The following is a 16,247-nucleotide window of genomic DNA, read 5'->3' on the forward strand; positions in this document are numbered from 1 at the left end:
GCAGCTCCGCTGCGCCGCCGCCACCACCCACCGTTGAGCCCCCTTCGGGGGATGAGGGCCGTTTTCCCTCGGTCGATGATCAGGGGAATCCCTTGCGCCGGGCGACACGCGGGGTGTTCCTACCACCCCGATTTCCATCACTGACTTTGAAAAAGCCCTGGCGGCGAGGTGGACCCAATCAAAACGGCCGGGGCCAGGTGCTCCCTGACTCCGGCCGTCCATGATCGCTTCGGTATGGGGAGTGGTGAGAGGGTCAGCTCTCCCTGACGCGCGGGCGGAACTTGTACCCGTACAGGATCTGTCCCTCAGGACCCTCGTCCCTCAGTTTTCGCGTGACCATCTCCACCGGCATGCCGATTCGGACCTCCTCCGGGCGCACGTCGGTGAGCTGTGCGGTCACCATGGGGCCCTCCTCCAGCTCTATGAGCGCGACCGTGTAGGGGACGTACTCCTCGAACCCCTCTGGGGCGTCGTACATCGTCGAAAAGGAGAAGACCTCTCCCCGCCCGCTCAATGTCTGCACGGTCTGCGCCGGCTCCGTGCAGTGTGGGCAGGTATCCCTCGGCGGAAAGAGGGTGCGCCCACATTGATCGCAGACCTCTCCCACCAGGCGATATCGTTGTCGTCTAACTCGCCATTCACGCGCAATATGCATGGTCATGGAACCTCCTCAGCTTCTACGCCAAACTGCCATCATTCTACCGAAAAACGACTCTCATGAACTATCAATCTCCACGGCGCGATGCCCTCGTCCGGTTTTGACAGTTTTTGACAGCCCGTGTTCTTGCCCGGTAATGCAAAGAATTGCATGTACAAATGCGGATCTCAGTCGGCGGCCTCCAGAATGTGTGTGATGACCGTGGCCCCGCTGCCGCCGACGTTCTGGGCCATGCCGATGCCCGCGTGTTGCACCTGGTTGGGCCCGGCGCGGCCGGTCAATTGCTGCACCACCTCCACGATCTGGTAAATGCCCGTGGCCCCCACGGGATGTCCTCGCGCTTTGAGCCCTCCCATGGTGGAGACGGGGATACGCCCCTCGATGGAGATCTCGCCGTCCATGGCCAGCAGGGTTCCCTTCCCCCTTCGGGCGAACCCGGCCGCTTCCAGCGATAACACGGCCGTGATGCTGAACGCGTCGTGTAGCTCGAACAGGTGGATGTCCGAGGGCTGCACCTGGGCCTGCTCATACGCTTTGTAAGAGGAGAGGGCCACGGCCTCCAGGAACAGCGGGTCCCGTCGATCGTGGATGGCGACGGAGTCCGTCGCGACCGCCGAGGCGATGACGCGAGCGATCCCATGCCTCTGCCTGGCCTGTCGGGCGATCTCGCTGTCGGTCGGGGCCAGCACCACCGCCGCCGCCCCGTCGCAGATGGGCGATGAATCCAGCAGGCTGATGGGATCGGCGATCATGGGGGCCTGGCGATATGCCTCCAGCGTGACGGGCCGTTGGAACATGGCGTTGGGATTCCCCGCCGCGTTTCGATGCGCGTTGATGGCGAACCCGGAGAAGGCGTCGTGTGGGATGTCGAACTCGTGCATGTAGCGGCGCATCAGCAGAGCGTTCAGGGCGACGAAGGAGATCCCCTGCCCCGCCTCGTACTCCTGGTCCGCCGCCATCGCCAGCGCCGAGGTGATGACCTCGGAGGGGCTATCCGTCATCTTCTCCACGCCGACCACCACGACCACGTCGTGCAGGCCGCCGGCCACGGCCATGTAGCCGATGCGGAACGCGGCCGCCCCCGACCCGCAGGCCGCCTCGATCTTCACGGCCTCGATGCCGCGCAGACCCACGAAGTCCGCGATCAACGCCCCCAGGTGCTCTTGCCCTGTGAGCTCCCCGGAGAGCATGTTCCCCACGTATAGGGCGTCCGGGCGCTCCACCCCCGCGTCCTGCAGGGCGGCCTTGACCGCATCATGCGCGAGGTGGCGCAGCGAGCGCTCCCAGTGCTCCCCCACGGGTGTCTGACCGATGCCGATGACGGCTACCTCTCGCATACCCTACCCCTTATCGTAGTTCGGCTTGGCTTTTCGTGATGCTTCTGCTGGTCATCTCACCAGCAATTTGCCGCGAAAGCGGGCATACGTCGCATAGTTGATCACCTGCCGTCGCTGGACGTAATCCCGGGTCCGTGGGGCCCGGCCGCGACGCTCCTCGATGTGCTCCGTGACCACCAGCGAGAAGGCGTCGCTTCCGGCGCCGGATCCGAAGCTGACCAACAGGATCCGGTCCCCCGGCTTCGCCTCGTCCAGCACGGCCGAGAGCCCCAGCAGCGAGGAGCCCGCGTAGGCGTTGCCGATGTGATCGACCAGGAGCCCTGCCTCCAGCTGCTCCGGCCGAAAGCCCAGCATCTTGGCGACCCGGCGAGGGAATTTCGCGTTCGGCTGGTGGAACACCGCGTAGCGGAAGTCGCCGGGCTTGAGATCCAGATCCGCCAGCAGCTGTCGCGCGGCCGAGAGGATGTGGTGAAAGTAGGCTGGCTCGCCGGTGAACCGTTGCCCATGGCTCGGATAGTGTGCGTAGGGCCGCCTCCAGAAGTCGGGCGTGTCGGTGACGTAGGATACGGACCCCTCGAACACGGCCAGGCTCTCCTCGGCCGGCCCGAGGATGTAGGCCGCGCCGCCTGCCCCGGCCGTGTACTCCAGGGCGTCCCCCGGCCGTCCCTGAGCGGCGTCCGTGCCGATGCTCAGCGCGTAATCCGCCATGCCGGACCCGACCAGGCCGATGGCCGCCTGGATCGCCTCGGTCCCCGCTTTGCAGGCGAACTCCCAGTCGGCCGCCTGGGTGAAGGGCACCGCGCCGATCGCCTCGGCCACGATGGTGGCGGTGGGTTTCACGGCATATGGGTGCGACTCGCTGCCCACCCACACGGCCCGGATCCGGGTGGGGTCGATCCCGGCGCGAGCCAGGGCGTTGCGCGCCGCCTCGATGGACATCGTCGCCGTGTCCTCGTCCAGTCCGGGCACGGCTTTCTCCTCGATGGGCAGGCTGCCCTGTCCATCGCTCCAGACCTGGGCCACCTCCACCGACGGCAGCCGGTAGCGGGGCACATAGGCCCCGTATCCGATAATCCCCACAGATCGCGTCGGCTTCAACATATCCCTATCCGACCTCCCGGTTTCCGCTCTTATCCTCGTCTGCGTTCGGCCAACAGCTCCTGAGCACGATCCAGCCGAATCACTCGCTCGGCCACCATACGCTCCGTCACCCAGTCGATCTCATCGCCCACCGCGCCCGCGGCGATGGCCACCTGCCGGGCGTGCAGCTCCATGTGCCCGCGCTGGATCCCTTCCGTCGCCAGGGCGCGAATGGCCGCCAGGTTTTGCGCCAGCCCCACGGCCACGACCACCTCGGCCAGCTCCCGGGCCGTCTTCACGCCCAGGATGCGCAGCGCCAGGCGCGCCGTCGGGTGCACGCGAGTGGCTCCGCCCACGGTTCCCAGGGCCAGCGGCATCTCTAGACGTCCCACCAGATTGCCCGAGGCGTCCTTCTCCCAGACGGAGAGGGATCGGTAGCGTCCGTCACGGGCGGCGTAGGTATGCGCGCCCGCCTCAACGGCCCGCCAGTCGTTCCCCGTGGCGATCACCACGGCGTCCACCCCGTTCATGATCCCCTTGTTGTGCGTCGCCGCCCGGTACGGGTCCGCGGCCGCCAGCGCGTAAGCCTCCACGATGCGATCCACGACCAGCGGGCCTGGGAACTCGTCCGTCTCCAGCGCCTTCGGTGGGATCACACAGCGGGCCCTCGCCAGCCGCCGATCGGCCAAGTTGGAGAGGATACGCAGGTTCACCCGCCCTCCCGTGATCTCCTCCACGACGGGGGCCAGCGTCTCGCATGCCGTGTTCACCGTGTTGGCCCCCATAGCGTCCCGACAGTCGTACAGCAGGTGAATGACCAGCATGGGCCCCACGGGGCTCTCCGGGATGATCCGGGCCTCGATATCGCGAGCGCCCCCTCCCAAGCGAACGACGACCGGGTCGGTCTGGTTCGCCAGCTCCAGCAGCCGCTGCCTCTCGGCGAGCACGGCGGCGCGAGCCGCCTCGAGATCGGCCAGGTCGAGCACCTGGATCTGTCCAATCATCACCGGCTCGTCGCTTTCCGCCTGGAAGCCGCCCCCCTCGCGTGCCAGCCGGGCGGCATAGCTGGCCCCCGCCACCACCGAGGGCTCCTCGATGGCCATGGGGATCAGATAATCCCGTCCGTTGATCTGGAAGTTGACGGCGATGCCCAGCGGCAGGGCGTGCAGGCCGATCACGTTCTCGATCATCTTGTCCGCCTGGGCGACGTCCAGGCTGTGACGGAGCTGCTCGCGCTCCTCGGCCGTCAATCCCGCCCACCGGGCCACGATTTCCACCCGTTGTTCTACGTCGAGCTTGTAGAATCCGCGCAATCGGGATGATGACACCGCTTCCTCCACACAGAAAGGGCCCCGCCTCTCGGAGCCCTGACGTTGGTTGCGTCCTAAATCCGCCACTCGGAACCACGAGACTCTACTACACCGGCGCTGTCAAAATCTATCAGATGTCTTCCAATTTCCGCCGGATCGATGGGACGTTTGGGCCAGCCTCAGGGCCGTTGACGCGAGATGGGCCCGTGATGAGGCTTTCCTGTCGCCTTGTTCTCCGAAAGGGCGGCGCACCGGAAAGAGGAAGGGGCGACTCACGAATCGCCTCCTCACATCGGGCCGCGCGATGTCTGTACCACGATGCTGATGATCGTCTGCACCACGCCGTCGGCCATCTGGGGGACCAACGCCAATATGCCCGAGAGCGCCACGCCGAAGCCGATCAGGATGACGGTCGGGAGCCTCTCCCGGCGGATCAGACGACGCTCCGGCGGAAGCGGCGCCCAAAACGATTGGAGCAGGTGCAGATAGCCGATGGCCACCCCCAGCTGCCCGGCTACCACCAGGAGTCCCCACGCCGGCCGCGTGCGCAGCAGCGTCTGGATCAGCGCCCAGCGCGGCCCGAACTCCGCCGTCAGGGGAAAGCCGGCCAGCCCCAGCCCTCCCACCAGGATAGCCAGTGTCGTCCAGGGCAGCCGGCGAGCCTGTCCTCGCACGGCGGTCCAGTCGTCCCCTACCCCTCGTGATCCCAGGCTGGCCATGCCGTAGGCGCCCAGGAAGAGGCTCAGCGCCCGGCCCACGAACAGGGCGACCGCGATGCGCCACTCCAGCGGCGCCCCCAGGCTGAACCCCAGCAGGAAGACGCCCCAGTCGTGCAGGGCCGCGTAGGCCCACAGGCGCCGTATGCGCTCGGCCGACATGGCCCCCAGTGCCCCCCAGAGGAGCGTCGCCAGCCCGGCCGCGGCCAGCACCCGGCTCACGGCGATGTGCTCCGACAGCCAGGGCCATGTCATGAAGGCGTTCCAAATCAGATGCAATGCGACCACCTGCGCGCCCGCCATCAGGAAGGCGCCCACCACGGGGGGAGCTTCCGCCAGCAACGAGATCGCGGGCGCGTGCAGGGGAACGGGAGCCAGCACCAGGAGCATGGTCAATCCCATCAGGCGCGCGGCCGTCTGCATGTGCGTCACGTCATCCGGGTGGAATTGGGCCTCGCGGGTATGCCACACGGCGATCAGCGCCAGCATCAGCGCGATCAGGGGCCACCACAGTTGGCGGAAGGCGGCTCGTGTGGGCTCGGCGCGCCCCGCTTGGACGATGAACACGGACAGGCATCCCGCGGCGAGCAGGCCGGTCAGCGCTCCCGTCAGCGGCCGCACGATCACGGCCCCGGCCCACAGCGCCAGGATCACCAGCCCGATGGGGATGAAGGAGCGGCCCGGGGATTGAAGCCATGTGCCTACGAAGGCCGCCAGCGCGATCAACCCCAGGATGGTCAAAACGGGTCGCTCGGCCTCGGTCACGGTGAGCGTATATCCCAGGCCCTTCAGCGGCTGGCTGAGCAGTACGGTACGCCCCCACACCGAGACCACCCGATCGAGGGGCCAGCGCAGGCTTAAGGCGGTCAGCAGGAGGGCGGCCGCGCCCCCGGCCAGGGCGGAGGGCACCGCCCACCGTCGCAGTGGGTAGACGAGCACGGCCCACAGGGCCAGCCCGCCCATGATCAGCTCCGCTCCTGTGATCACCATTCCTCTCCGGGCGAGATGTCCAGCCTGAGCCCCTCAACCGTGATGAGGTACGCGCACGCGAGGCCGATCAGCAGCTTCACGATCCCCATCGTGCCCTCGATCACCGCGTCTCGCTCCAGGGCGGGATAGTACAATTGGAACGCCTCTATCCACCAGATCAGCCCCATGCCGCCCGTGAGCGGCTCTTCGCTGAGCGCTAGCGTCAACAGGCCCATGGCGATCAGCCAGGTGCTCAGGAAGACCAGGTCCCCATCCAGGCCAGGCAGCGGCAGCCGCAGGCGAAGGGTCAGGAGCAGGATGGCGACCAGGATCACCATGACGAGCCGTAAGAGGCCACGCGTGGAGAGCAGCGGCCATCGCCAGCGGAGCCAGCGCACCGGGCGGCGCCCCCAACCAGATGTCCACGCCGATAGGAGCCACATGATGGCGATCAGCAGCCCGACGATCATGCGTGCGAAGGCCCACTCCAGCGGAAGGTAGCGGGTCGCCAGCCCGGCCAGGATCACGGACTGCCCGGCCAGCCCCGCCACGGTCAGGCGCCAGTCGGCGCTGATGAGCACGATCGCGGTGAGCACGGCCAGAGCCAGCACGCTGAGGAAGCCGTCCAGGAGCGTCATGGACGCCAGCAGGCGATCCAGCCAGGTTAAGATCGGTTCGGCTCCCATCGCACCGTCCTATGTCCCCACCCAGGGTTTCACCAGGATCCAGATCAGCAACAGGGTCAGCAGCACCCAGCCCAGATACCCTTCCCCCTCGAGCACGCGGAGCACCATCCGCCAGATCGCCATGAGCGCCCATATCACGTTTCGGATCAGGCTGTACACCCAATCCAACCGGGCGACGCGAGCGAGGCCGCGTCGGATCTCCTGCCATCCGATGAGCACCGGGCGATATCTCCGGCTGAGCCACAGTCCCAGCACCGTGACGACCAGCAGCCGTCCCCATGCCGGCGGCGGTGTGCTTACCAGTAGGGGCCACAGGCCCGCGGTGGACCCCATGATGCCGCCAAGGCGTAACACGATGGAGGGGCGGAGCCCGGTGACCATGATCGGCACGGCCAGCAGGACCGCTGCCGTCAGCAGGCGTGATTGGCGGCCGGACAGGCGTGAGGGCAACACCCCGACGGCGGGCTGCCAGCCTCGCAGCACCGCGGCCAGCAGCAGCGCGTCGGCCAGGGTGATGGTCGCCCACAGGATGACGTATCCGATGGACGGCATCGCCTGGGCCGTCCATGGCTGCCCCAGGAACCCCGCCGTCGCCGGATACCCCAGCAGCGTCGCGATGGCCAGCGCCGCGGGCCATCGTCCCCTCCACTCCTGATAGACCAGGTGCGCCACGAACAGCATGCCCAGCCCCAGGCTGAAGGCCAGCAGCCAGCCCGCCAGGGGAAGCATGCCCTGCCCGGGCCACATGCTCATCGCCAACACGATCAGGCCGGCCCGATTGGCGCATATCAGGTCCAGGGAGCGAGAACGGTCCAGCTCTATCCAGGCCGCCAGGGCGCTGCCCAAGAGGCCCACTACCCAGAGGGTCTTCCAGACCTGCCTGCCCAACCAGGCGATCTCCGCCGCGCTGTTGAACGTCCCCAACAGCCATAGCCCGGCCGTGGCGGGGATCAGATAGATGGAGATCCGATCGGTGGGGGAGGAAAGTCGGCTGTGCGTGAGCCAGCCGTGGAGCGGATACACGGCGGCTCGCAGGGCCACGGCCAGCACCAGCAGCCCCTGGACCAGCGGCGTGAGCATGGCCGTGGAGAGGGGGGATGTCAGCAGGGCCGGGCCGGACAGAGGGCATGCCATGGCTACCAGCAATGCGCTGGCCGCGCTCAGCCCGGCGCGTCCCGTCTCGGGCTGGCGGATGGGCTCCAGCGCCAGCCGGGCCATCGCTACCGACTCCATCAGGACCCACATGTGGGCCAGGGTGAGGAGGTTGCCGGAGAAGAGGACCAGAAGCGCCATCGCCGCCGAGGCCAGGTCCGCGGCGCGATGATAGGAGGCCAGCCGGGTGCTCTCCTCCCAGGCCAGCAGGGGGAGCACCAGCGAGAGCAGGAGCACGATCAACCCGCCGCCCCAGGTCCACGTGTTGACCTGCCAGATGAGGCCACCATCTACCTGGAACAGGACGGACGTCCAGGGGCGGCCGGCGATGACGGCGGCGTGGGGAGAGCGCAGCGCCATCAGGACTGCCAGGGCGCCCAGGTTGGCGAGCAACGCCAAGATGGATGCCCCACGCCGCCAGGGCAAGGCGTGCAACAGGACAAGGGCCAGCGCCCCCACCCCCAAGACGAGCGCTGGCCCCAACGGCTGGATCAGCCAGGACAACCTTTCCTCCGGCCCATAAGTTCACGGGACGTCAGGCTCCTCGGCCTAACCCGTCCTCAGCCGCAGATTCTACCATACCGGCACCGGCACAGCAAGCCGTTGACAGCGCATCCTCCCGATGCTAGAATGCGCACATGAGTCAGGAGACCGCTGTAATTGCCGAGGGCCTTGCCGGGGTGCAGCTGGATCCGGAGCGGCAATCGCGCGCCCGGGAGTACGCCCGCATCCGCCGTCGGCTTCTGGGGGTGGATCTGGCGTTCGGGCTGGTGTTCCTGCTGGCCTGGTGGCTGAGCGGGCTCACCTTTTGGATGCGCGATGTGGTGGGGGGGCTCCCCGCGTGGATCGGGCTGATCGCGTACACCATCGCCTTCGGCGGCGTCTACACGATCCTCCGCATGCCCCTGGCCTGGTATAGCGGCTTCGTGTTGCCGCATCGTTACGGGTTGTCCACCCAAACCCTCCGCTCGTGGGCGATGGATGAGCTCAAGGGGATGGCCGTCGGCGGGGGGATCCTGCTCCTGCTGTTGGAGGCGATCTACGCGCTGCTGCGTTTTCAGCCGGACAGGTGGTGGCTATGGGCCGGTGGGGTTTATCTCGTGTTCACCGTCCTGCTGGCGAACCTGGCGCCCGTTCTCATCGCCCCTCTGTTCTACAAGTTCGTGCCCCTGGTGGAGCGATCCGAGGATCCCGAGCAGCGGGAACGGGACCGCGCGCTGGCCGAGCGGTTGATCCGGTTGGCAGAGCGGGCGAACACGCGCGTGCGCGGCGTCTACGCGTTCGATATGAGCCGCACGACCACGGCCGCCAACGCCGGGCTGATGGGCCTGGGCAACACGCGCCGGATCGTGTTGGGCGACACGTTGCTGGACCATTATTCGCCCGACGAGATCGAGGCCGTGCTAGCTCATGAGCTCGCGCATCATGTCCACGGCGACATGGGGAAAAGCCTCCTCGTCTCTACAGCGCTTACGCTGATTGGCTTCTACCTGGCACATGTGGCGTTGCGATGGGGCATCTCCCGCTTCGGGTTTCAGGGGATGGACGATCTGGCGGCGATGCCCTGGCTGGTGCTGGTGATCAGCGGCTTTGCGCTGATCACCCTGCCGTTGCAGAACGCCTGGTCTCGCTGGCGAGAGCGCATGGCCGATCGGTACGCGCTGGAGGCGACCGGGCGGCCGGACGCGTTCGCCTCTGCCATGACCCGGCTGGCGAACCAGAACCTGGCGGAGGCCGAGCCGCCCCGTTGGGTCGTCTGGCTCCTCTACAGCCATCCCCCCATCGGCGAGCGGGTGCGGATGGCGAGGGAGTGGGGGAGAGGGAAACGGGAAGGCGTGAAGCGTAGAGCGTAGAGCGTAAAACGTAAGGAGTAAGCGTGGGGGATACTATGCAGCCGATCGTTGAGTGTGTGCCCAACTTCTCCGAGGGACGACGTCCAGAGGTCATTCAGGCGATCCGGGATGCCATTGCCGCCGTCCCGGAGGTTCGTGTCCTGGATATCCACTCCGATGCGGACCATAACCGCTCCGTGATCACCTTCGCCGGGCCGCCGGAGCCGGTGCTGGAGGCCGCGTTTCAGGGGATCGCGGCGGCGGCTCGGCTCATCGATATGGAGCGGCAGAGTGGCCAACACCCCCGCCTGGGCGCGGCCGACGTCGTGCCGTTCGTGCCCATCCGCGGGGTCACGCTGGAGGATTGCGTGCAGCTGGCCCGCCGGCTGGGGCAGCGCGTCGGCACGGAGCTGGGCATCCCGGTCTACCTGTACGAGGCGGCCGCCACCCGCCCGGACCGTGTGAACCTGGCCGACGTGCGTCGGGGGGAGTATGAGCTATTGAAGGAGGAGATCGCCACGAACCCCGATCGTGTCCCCGACTTCGGCCCGCTCCATGTGGGCTCCGCCGGAGCCTGCATCATCGGCGCCCGCCATCCGCTCATCGCCTTCAACATCTACCTGAACACGGACGATGTGTCCATCGCGCAGGCCATCGCCAGGGCGGTGCGCCATTCCAGCGGTGGCCTGCGGTATGTGAAGGCGCTGGGCGTGGAGGTCGGCGGGCTGGCGCAGGTGACCATGAACCTCACCGATTTCCGCCGGACGCCGCTTCATCGGGTCGTGGAGATGGTGCGGCGGGAGGCGATGCGATATGGGGTCACCATCCGGCGCAGCGAGTTGGTGGGGCTGATCCCGCAGCAGGCGGTGTTGGACGCGGCCGCGTGGTATCTGCAACTGGATGAGCTGCCGCCGGATCGCATCCTGGAGAATCGCCTGTTCGGCGAGGAGGCGGAGTAGCCGCTCCTCACGACAGCAGGCGGAGCTCCCGCGCTCCGCCTGCTGTTTGTGTGATCGCCTCCTCTGGACGGGGCGATGGGTGGGCTTATCCTGTGGTCCTCATCGTTTACCGGGCCAGCCAGCCGCCGTCCACCGGCACGATGGCCCCGTGCATGTAGTTGGACGCCTCAGAGGCCAGGAACACGGCCGCGCCCTTCAGATCGTCCGGCCTGCCCCAGCGCCCGGCCGGGATGCGGGCCAGGATGGCCGGGTTGCGCTGTGGATCTCGCCGGAGCGGCTCTGTATTCCGGGTCGCCATGTACCCCGGCGCGATGGCGTTGACGTTGATCCCATAGGGCGCCCACTCGTTGGCCAGCAGGCGCGTGATCCCGGCCAGCCCGCTTTTGCTGGCCGTGTACGAGGCGACCAGGATACCTCCCTGGAACGAGAGCATGGACGCGATATGGATGATCTTGCCGCGGCTGTGCCCTTCCGGGACGTCCGATCGGGAGACGAAGTGCCGGGCCGCCGCCTGCGACAGGAAGAAGGCCGACTTGAGGTTGACCTGCATCACCTCGTCCCAGTCGGCCTCGGAGAACTCCAGCGCGGGCGTGCGCCGGATGATGCCCGCGTTGTTCACCAGGATGTCCAGCCTTCCCATCTCCGCCACCGCCCGGTCGATCAACCTCCGCAGATCCTCAGGGGTGGTCCGGGATAAGTCGGCCTGCATGGGCAGAAAGCGACGCCCCAGCGCCTCCACCATCTGCTGAGTCTCTCGGAACGACTCCCGGTACACGCCCACGATGTCCGCGCCGGCCTCGGCCAATCCCAGCGCGATGGCCTGCCCCAGCCCGGTGCCCGGCCCGGTCACCATGGCGACCTTCCCGTCCAGTCGGAACAGGTCCAGGATCATCTCACCTCCAGAGCTCCCGCAGCCGATGCGCGGCCAGCTTGGGTCGACGGTCCCGCGTGAACACGCCCTTGTAGTTCATGCCGCCCATGCGGCGTACGGACTGTCCCGTCTTGAAGTCGCACATGTTCCACACATGCTGCCCCACCACGTAGGGCTTGCTGTTCAGCACCTCGATGTAGCGGGCTAGCATCTCCGCCTGGTACTCCTCGCTGAACATCTCCGGCGGCTGAGCGTGGTACCCGGGGATTGTGTCCGCGCCGAACTCCGTCAGCAGCAGCGGCTTGGGATATCGAGCGTGCAGCGCGTCCAGCTCCGCGGATAGCTTGGCGCACCCCTCCTCCAGCCGACCACCCTCGGTGTACCAGCCGTAGTAGCGATTCAGGCATACCACGTCGCAGAATTCGAAGGCCTCCTCGCTCTCCCCCAGCATGCTGACCACCGTCGCCGGCCGGGTGGGGTCCAGCGACTTGGCCAGATCGTACAGGTCGCGGAAGAACGCCTTGGCCGCCGGCCGTTTGGAGTGCGGCTCGTTGGCCAGGCTCCACATGATCACGCTGGGGTGGTTCTTGTCCCGGGCGATGAGCTCCCGCGTGTACTGGCGGCACAGCTCCAGCCGTCGCTCCAGTCCCTCCTCCCGGAAGAACAGCCCCACCGCGGGGGTCTCGTCGATCACCAGGAAGCCCAGCCGGTCGGCCAGGTCCATCATCTGCTCGGAGTAGGGGTAGTGTGAGGTGCGGAAGGAGTTCGCGCCGATCCATCGCATCAGCGCGTAGTCCTTGACGATGACGGCGGGCACCACTCCTCGTCCGGTGATGGGGAAGTCCTCGTGGCGGCCGAAGCCCTTGAGCGTGATCGGCTGGCCGTTGAGCAGCAGCGCATCGCCGTCCACCGCGATGGTGCGGATGCCCACGGGGAGGGTGTAGCGATCGAACGCCTCCCCGCCGCGCACCAGCTCCACCGTCAGCTCGTACAGGTTGGGGGACTCCGGCGACCACAGAGCGGCCCCCGGCACGGTCAGCACTGCCTGCATCGCCTCGCCGGAGGCGGGCAGCTCGGCGGAGACCTCGGCGCCGTGCCCGCGCAGGATGAAACGGGCCGTCGCCGCGTCCGGGGTCGTGCGGTCCACTTGCACTCGCACGATGCCGTCGCGCTCCACGATCTCTGTCACCACCGTCAGGTCGGCGATGGCGTCATGCGGCGTGGCGTAGAGCAGCACGGGCCGATGGATGCCGCAGAATGGGAAGAAATCGAAGGTCGTATCCGGGTAGTTCTCCCCGGCGAACGTGTCCCGGGGATCGGGAGGGACGTTCCCGGGCGGCACGCGATCAGGCGCCAGTTCGCCCTCCACGCGCACCACCAGGAAGTTGCCCTCGCTTCGGAGGTGCGGCGTCACGTCGAACTCGAAGGGGAGATGCCCGCCCTCGTGCTGGCCCAGCCGGATGCCGTTCAGCCATACCTCGGCCAGATAGTTGACGGAGCCGAAGCGCAGGTACACCCGCCGCTGCTCCCATCCCCAGGGCAGGTCGAAACGGGTCTGGTACCAGGCCGGGCCCAGGTAGTCACGCCAATCCTCGAACTGATCGTTCCAGCTGGCGGGGACGGCGATGGGGGACCCATCGGGAAAGCCCTCCGGCCATCCCGCCGAGAGCCCCGCGTCGTCCGGGTCGAAGCGAAAATCCCAGAATCCGGACAGATCGATGCTCTGGCGCAGGGGATTCGACTGTGGATAGAGCATGGGCCACCTCGATAAGATATAGGATGGGTGAACAAAAAAAGAGGCTATGCAGCCTCTTCGTCCTCGGATGGCACCTCGAACTCCTCGATCACGCGGAGGAGATCGGTGCGGCTGACGATGCCGACCAGCCGCCCATCTTCCACCACGGGCACGGGGTTGATCCCGCGCTCCACCATGAGCGTGGCCAGGTCGACCACGTCCATGTCGGGGGAGACGGTTTGCACGGGTGAGGTCATGAGCTCCTCGGCCGTGGTGGCCAGGATGCGGCGGACCGTCTCCCGGTACTCCCGCTCCCGGCCCAGGGGGATGCGGGCGTCCAGGATGGGGAAGTAGATGGGCGCGTGGGGCCGGGCGTGCCGGCGGATCAGATCCATTTCCGTCACGATCCCCACCAGTTTCCCCTCATCATCCACGACGGGCAGCCCGCTGACGGCGTAGTCGCGGAACATGCGGATGATGTCCTGCACGGGGGTATCCGGGGAGACGATTTTCACGTCGGTGGTCATGATGTCGCGGACTTTCATAAGGGCACCTTCCTGGGGAATGGCGAACTCCAGCCCGATCGACTGGAGCTCACAGAGGGCAGTGGGCCCCCTCGGATTCGAACCGAGGACCAACCGGTTATGAGCCGGCCGCTCTGACCGCTGAGCTAGGGGCCCGGGAGACAGAGCGGGAGACGGGACTCGAACCCGCGACACTCGGCTTGGAAGGCCGATGCTCTACCACCTGAGCTACTCCCGCGTGGTCGGGGCGAGAGGATTTGAACCTCCGACTCCAGCGTCCCAAACGCTGTGCGCTACCGGACTGCGCCACGCCCCGGCAAATTGCAGTATACACACAAGGGTGCGGAGCGTCAAGAAGAAGGCGACTTTTCAGGCTCCCGGGGCGTTTCGGCGGTCCTCCCCTGACTATGGCCCCCAGCTCAGCCGCTCCGCGAGCCAATCGTCCGTCGTGCCCGGCAGATCGATCAGCTTGTAGGTCTCCCCGCTGTCGATCGAGAGGACGTAGATCCCCCACGTTCCCGACTGTTCCTGCATGAAGGCGATCTGGGCGCCGTTGGGCGACCAGACGGGCAGCCCGGCGCTCTGTTCCCCCGTCACCAGCGGGGACACCTGGCCGGACTCGATGTCGAGCATGTAGAGGGCCCAGCGCCCCGAGCGATCGTAGGACATGAAGGCCAGGCGGTGGCCATCCGGTGACCACGCCGGCGCCGTGTCGCTGGGCACCTGCGTGAGCGGCCTCCGGTCGGTTCCATCAAAGGCCATGCTCCACAGGCCGCAGCGGTTGCCCGTTTCATCGCATCCCTGATATGCGATGCGTTGCCCATCGGGTGACCACGCTGGCGATTGTCCGTACCCCAGGCTGACCACCGAGTTGGGGTCGCCAGCCCACATCCGGTAGATACGCCAGCGTCGGTCGCCCTCCCGGTTGGAGGCGAACACGAGCTGCTGGCCGTCCGGGGACCAGGAGGGGAACCCGTCCTCTACGAAATACGTCGCCCGCCTCCGCTCGCCCGTCGTCGTATCGAGGATCTCTATTCCCAGCTCGTCCGGCTTCAGCGAGCGGAAGGCCAGCAGGCGGCCATCGGGCGACCAGGCGGGCTGTGTGCCCTCCTCGAGCAGCGTCTGGGGGGCCTCTCCCGGCACCAGGGTGAAGATGCGATAATGTCGGACGATGGGATCGTAGGCGGCCAGGGCCAGGCGGCCGCCCATCTCCTCCGCTGCCCCCTCCGGCAACACGCCGATCCCCAGTCGGCAGCGCTCCTCGGCCTGATCTCGGCTGGCTCGCACGTCCGCGGTATCCACGAACGCCAACGCGGCATCGTACTGTTTGACGGCCGCACACCAGTCGCCGCGATTGCCCAGCCAATCGGCGTAGTTGACGTGCGCCGCGATCAGCCGTTGTCGGGCATCCCGGTAATCGGGCGCCTTGTCGTACAGCTCCTGGAAGCGGGCGAGCGCCTGTTCCCAGTCTGCTCGCCAGTAGCTCAACCCATCCACGTAGAGCTTGGCCAGGTCCCGCTCCTCCTTCACCTCTTGCGCGTCCGGGCGCAGGGTGAGCGCCCGATCGAACATGCGCAGCGCCTCCTCGAAGCGGTCCTTGTCCACCAGGGATCGGGCGTAGGCGACGTACGCGTCGAACAGCATCTGCTCCACTTCTTCGCGACGATAGGTGGCATCGCTCAGGCGGATGGACTCCAGGAGGCGGATCGTCTCCTCCCAGTTGCCAGCCTGGTAGGCGGCCACTGCCTCCTCAAACGTGGCGTCCAGGGCGCGTTCCGGGGCGGTCGCGGCGGCCGTGGGCTCCGGCGTGGGCTGAGGGGTTGCCGCGGGGGTGGCGAGGGCGGATGGGGACATCTCCTGTAGCTGTTTCAGCGCGGCGATCGCGGCGGCGTGGTTGGGCTGCAGCACCAGGGCGGACTCCAGCTCCTTGCGCGCTAGGTCGAGCCGGCCGGCCTCCAGGTACTCCATTCCCAACTGATAGTGGATCGTGGCGCGCGCACGCCGGTAAGCGATGCGATCCTGATAGCCCCGGTAGGCGCCCCAGCCGGCCGCGAAGATCAGCCACAGCACCCCGAGCGCCAAGGTTACGGCGAACGCCCATCGCCAGCGTCCAAAATCCGTGTCGGCGGTCCCTTTCACCTCACTCCTCATCATCGGAAGTATCCAGAGGCGGTTCCGTGCGCATGATCCCCCGGGTTGTATCTCTCCTGGTGGCGCGGCGGCTGCCGCTCATGTAGCGGTTGAGAGGTTGCACAGGAGGACACGAGTGAGTCAGACCCACTTTACTCATCTCCCTGGGAGAAGTCAAGCTGAGGGATACAGGGATGCAGGGCTTTTTCAAAGTCAGTGATGGAAATCGGGGTGGTAGGAACACCCCGCGTGTCGCCCGACGCAAGACATTCCCCTGATCATCGACCG

At 67.0% G+C, this 16,247-nt stretch carries 13 protein-coding genes and 3 tRNA genes; 2 read left to right on the plus strand and 14 right to left on the minus strand.

Annotated features, from left to right (window positions below; translation table 11 throughout):
- Window positions 1–253: 253 nt before the first annotated feature.
- From GXP39_06480 to GXP39_06510, 7 genes are all read right to left on the minus strand, one after another.
- Window positions 254–655: a Zn-ribbon domain-containing OB-fold protein gene (locus tag GXP39_06480; GenBank protein NOZ27685.1), complete on the minus strand. Its 402-nt coding sequence runs from the start codon at window positions 653–655 to the stop codon at window positions 254–256.
- A gap of 170 nt (window positions 656–825) precedes the next feature.
- Window positions 826–1,995, minus strand: a complete 1,170-nt coding sequence (locus tag GXP39_06485) for a thiolase domain-containing protein (protein NOZ27686.1) — start codon at window positions 1,993–1,995, stop codon at window positions 826–828.
- A gap of 51 nt (window positions 1,996–2,046) precedes the next feature.
- Window positions 2,047–3,096 (minus strand): hydroxymethylglutaryl-CoA synthase, encoded by a 1,050-nt coding sequence (locus tag GXP39_06490; protein ID NOZ27687.1) that lies wholly within the window; start codon window positions 3,094–3,096, stop codon window positions 2,047–2,049.
- Window positions 3,097–3,125: 29 nt separating this feature from the next.
- Complete coding sequence (locus GXP39_06495) at window positions 3,126–4,403, minus strand: hydroxymethylglutaryl-CoA reductase, degradative (protein NOZ27688.1); 1,278 nt, start codon at window positions 4,401–4,403, stop codon at window positions 3,126–3,128.
- A 269-nt stretch (window positions 4,404–4,672) separates the two neighbouring features.
- Window positions 4,673–6,091 carry a hypothetical protein gene (locus tag GXP39_06500; protein ID NOZ27689.1) on the minus strand — a complete coding sequence of 473 codons (1,419 nt, stop codon included), beginning with the start codon at window positions 6,089–6,091 and terminating at the stop codon, window positions 4,673–4,675.
- Window positions 6,085–6,756 carry a hypothetical protein gene (locus tag GXP39_06505; protein ID NOZ27690.1) on the minus strand — a complete coding sequence of 224 codons (672 nt, stop codon included), beginning with the start codon at window positions 6,754–6,756 and terminating at the stop codon, window positions 6,085–6,087. Before GXP39_06505 ends, GXP39_06500 begins: the two co-directional genes overlap by 7 nt.
- A gap of 9 nt (window positions 6,757–6,765) precedes the next feature.
- Entirely contained in the window at window positions 6,766–8,412 is a 1,647-nt protein-coding gene (locus GXP39_06510) for a hypothetical protein (protein ID NOZ27691.1), read from the minus strand.
- A gap of 134 nt (window positions 8,413–8,546) precedes the next feature.
- Here GXP39_06510 and GXP39_06515 point away from each other — a divergent pair, with 134 nt between their 5' ends.
- Both GXP39_06515 and ftcD read left to right on the plus strand, forming a co-directional pair.
- On the plus strand, window positions 8,547–9,761 hold the full coding sequence (locus GXP39_06515; protein NOZ27692.1) for a M48 family metallopeptidase: 1,215 nt from the start codon (window positions 8,547–8,549) through the stop codon (window positions 9,759–9,761).
- 35 nt (window positions 9,762–9,796) lie between these two features.
- A complete protein-coding gene (gene ftcD / locus GXP39_06520) occupies window positions 9,797–10,699 on the plus strand; it encodes a glutamate formimidoyltransferase (protein NOZ27693.1) in 903 nt (300 codons plus the stop codon).
- 106 nt (window positions 10,700–10,805) lie between these two features.
- Here the strand turns inward: ftcD and kduD are convergent, their stop codons facing one another.
- From kduD to GXP39_06555, 7 genes are all read right to left on the minus strand, one after another.
- Window positions 10,806–11,591 (minus strand): 2-dehydro-3-deoxy-D-gluconate 5-dehydrogenase KduD, encoded by a 786-nt coding sequence (gene kduD, locus GXP39_06525; protein ID NOZ27694.1) that lies wholly within the window; start codon window positions 11,589–11,591, stop codon window positions 10,806–10,808.
- 1 nt (window position 11,592) lies between these two features.
- Window positions 11,593–13,326 (minus strand): beta-glucuronidase, encoded by a 1,734-nt coding sequence (uidA, locus tag GXP39_06530; GenBank protein NOZ27695.1) that lies wholly within the window; start codon window positions 13,324–13,326, stop codon window positions 11,593–11,595.
- A gap of 44 nt (window positions 13,327–13,370) precedes the next feature.
- Window positions 13,371–13,850 carry a CBS domain-containing protein gene (locus GXP39_06535; protein NOZ27696.1) on the minus strand — a complete coding sequence of 160 codons (480 nt, stop codon included), beginning with the start codon at window positions 13,848–13,850 and terminating at the stop codon, window positions 13,371–13,373.
- A gap of 62 nt (window positions 13,851–13,912) precedes the next feature.
- A tRNA-Ile gene (locus GXP39_06540) sits at window positions 13,913–13,985 on the minus strand.
- Window positions 13,986–13,994: 9 nt separating this feature from the next.
- A tRNA-Gly gene (locus GXP39_06545) sits at window positions 13,995–14,067 on the minus strand.
- Window position 14,068: 1 nt separating this feature from the next.
- Window positions 14,069–14,145: transfer RNA gene (locus GXP39_06550), tRNA-Pro, on the minus strand.
- 89 nt (window positions 14,146–14,234) lie between these two features.
- Window positions 14,235–15,968 carry a tetratricopeptide repeat protein gene (locus tag GXP39_06555; GenBank protein ID NOZ27697.1) on the minus strand — a complete coding sequence of 578 codons (1,734 nt, stop codon included), beginning with the start codon at window positions 15,966–15,968 and terminating at the stop codon, window positions 14,235–14,237.
- Window positions 15,969–16,247: the final 279 nt, after the last annotated feature.

It is taken from the genome of Chloroflexota bacterium, assembly GCA_013152435.1.
Classification (GTDB): domain Bacteria; phylum Chloroflexota; class Anaerolineae; order DUEN01; family DUEN01; genus DUEN01.